2 protein-coding genes are annotated in these 2,083 nt (G+C 72.2%); both read right to left on the reverse strand.

From position 1 onward, the window contains the following. Positions 1-32: 32 nt before the first annotated feature. The gene (gene metK, locus NBX02_RS16635) at positions 33-1,226 is read right to left on the reverse strand and encodes a methionine adenosyltransferase (protein WP_250287302.1); all 1,194 of its coding nucleotides are present in this window, start codon (positions 1,224-1,226) and stop codon (positions 33-35) included. Between the two features lie 41 nt (positions 1,227-1,267). Beyond that, positions 1,268-2,083: phosphopantothenoylcysteine decarboxylase domain-containing protein (locus NBX02_RS16640; protein ID WP_445548484.1), on the reverse strand; the 816-nt coding region annotated here is incomplete at its 5' end.

A 2,083-nucleotide genomic window follows, 5' to 3' on the forward strand; every position in this document is an offset into this window, starting at 1 on the left:
TCCCCGGATTTTCGCTCTGCGAAAATCCGGGGTCAGCGGATGGCGTCGGCCAGGGCCTGGGCGCGGGAGGTGGACTCCCAGGTGAAGTCGAGTTCCGGGCGTCCGAAGTGGCCGTAGGCGGCGGTCTGGGTGTAGATCGGCCGCAGCAGGTCCAGGTCCCGGATGATCGCGGCCGGCCGGAGGTCGAAGACGGCGGTCACGGCGTCCTGGATCCGCTCGTCGGGGACCACGCCGGTGCCGAAGGTCTCGACGAACAGGCCGACGGGGTGCGCCTTGCCGATGGCGTAGGCGATCTGCACCTCGCACCTGCGGGCGAGCCCGGCGGCGACGACGTTCTTGGCGACCCAGCGCATCGCGTACGCGGCGGACCGGTCGACCTTGGACGGGTCCTTGCCGGAGAAGGCGCCGCCGCCGTGGCGGGCCATCCCTCCGTAGGTGTCAACGATGATTTTCCGCCCGGTGAGGCCGGCGTCCCCCATGGGGCCGCCTACCTCGAACCGGCCGGTCGGGTTGACCAGCAGCCGGTGCCCGTCGGTGGCGATGTCGAGGGTGGCCAGCTCCGGGGTGACGACGAACTCGGCGATGTCGGGCGCGAGCAGGGTGTCGAGGTCGATGTCGGCCGCGTGCTGGGTGGAGACGACGACGGTGTCCAGCCGCACCGGCCGGCCGTCGGCGTACTCGATGGTGACCTGGGTCTTGCCGTCGGGGCGCAGGTAGCCGATCCGGCCCTCCTTGCGGACGGCGGACAGGCGCCGGGCGAGCCGGTGGGCGAGCGCGATCGGCAGCGGCATCAGCTCGGGGGTCTCGTCGCAGGCGTAGCCGAACATCAGGCCCTGGTCGCCGGCGCCCTGGCGGTCGAGCTCGTCCTCGCCGGAGCCGCCCACCCGGGCCTCGTGGGCGGTGTCGACGCCCTGGGCGATGTCGGGCGACTGCGACCCGATCGACACGCTCACCCCGCAGGAGGCGCCGTCGAAGCCCTTCTTGGACGAGTCGTAGCCGATCTCCAGCACGCGCTCGCGGACGACGGCGGCGATGTCCACATAGGTGTCCGTGGTGACCTCACCGGCGACGTGGACCTGGCCGGTGGTGATCAGCGTCTCGACCGCGACCCGGCTGCGCGGGTCGTCTTTGATCATCGCGTCGAGGATGGAGTCACTGATCTGGTCAGCGATCTTGTCCGGATGTCCCTCGGTAACGGACTCGGAAGTGAACAGGCGCGTCGCCACGTCATGACCCCCTGGGAGATCCAGTCTGATTCGGGCGAAGTCTACCGGCGGGTACCGGCGGGCAGGCCGACAACGGAGCCATCCGCTACAGCGAGTCGCGTCACGACCAGGTCGAGCACCTGGTGCGCGAGCAGGTCCTTGCTGGTCCGTTCGATGGCGGTCTGGGTGCCGTCCGCTCCGAGGACCACGGCGGCGTTGTGGTCGACCTCGAAGCCGAGCCCGTCGCCGACCTGGTTGACGACCAGCAGGTCGGCTTTCTTGCGGGCGAGCTTCTCCCGGCCGAGGGCCACGATGTCCACGCCCGGCCTGCCGGTCTCGGCGGCGAAGCCGACGAGCAGCTGGCCCGGCCGGCGGGCGGCGACGAGCTCGGCCAGCACGTCGGGGTTGTGTGCCAGCGCCACCGGCTCGGGGACACCGTCACCTTTTTTGATCTTGTAGGACGCCCGTGCCACGGGCCGGAAGTCCGCGACCGCGGCCGCCATGATCACAACATCGGCCTGGGCTGCCTGGGCGTGCACGGCCTCGCGCAGCTGCGCGGTCGACACCACCGGGATGGTGCGCGCCCCGGCGACGTCCGGCAGCGCCACGTTGGCCGCCACCACGACGGTCTGCGCGCCCCGGGCGAGCGCGGCCCTGGCCAGTGCGTAGCCCTGGCGTCCGCTGGAGGAGTTGCCCAGGAAGCGGACGGGGTCGAGATGCTCCCGGGTGCCGCCGGCGCTGACGACGACCCGCCGGCCGGCGAGATCCAGCACCGTGCCCGCCGACGCGCCACCGGCCAGGACGCTGCCCGCCGGCGCGCTGCCCGCCGTCCCGGAACGGGCCGGCGCGGAACGGGCCAGCGCCGAGCGGGCCAGCAC

Origin of the sequence: Protofrankia sp. CiP1_Cm_nod1, from assembly GCF_920888515.1 — a bacterium.
Classification (GTDB): Bacteria; Actinomycetota; Actinomycetes; order Frankiales; family Frankiaceae; genus Protofrankia.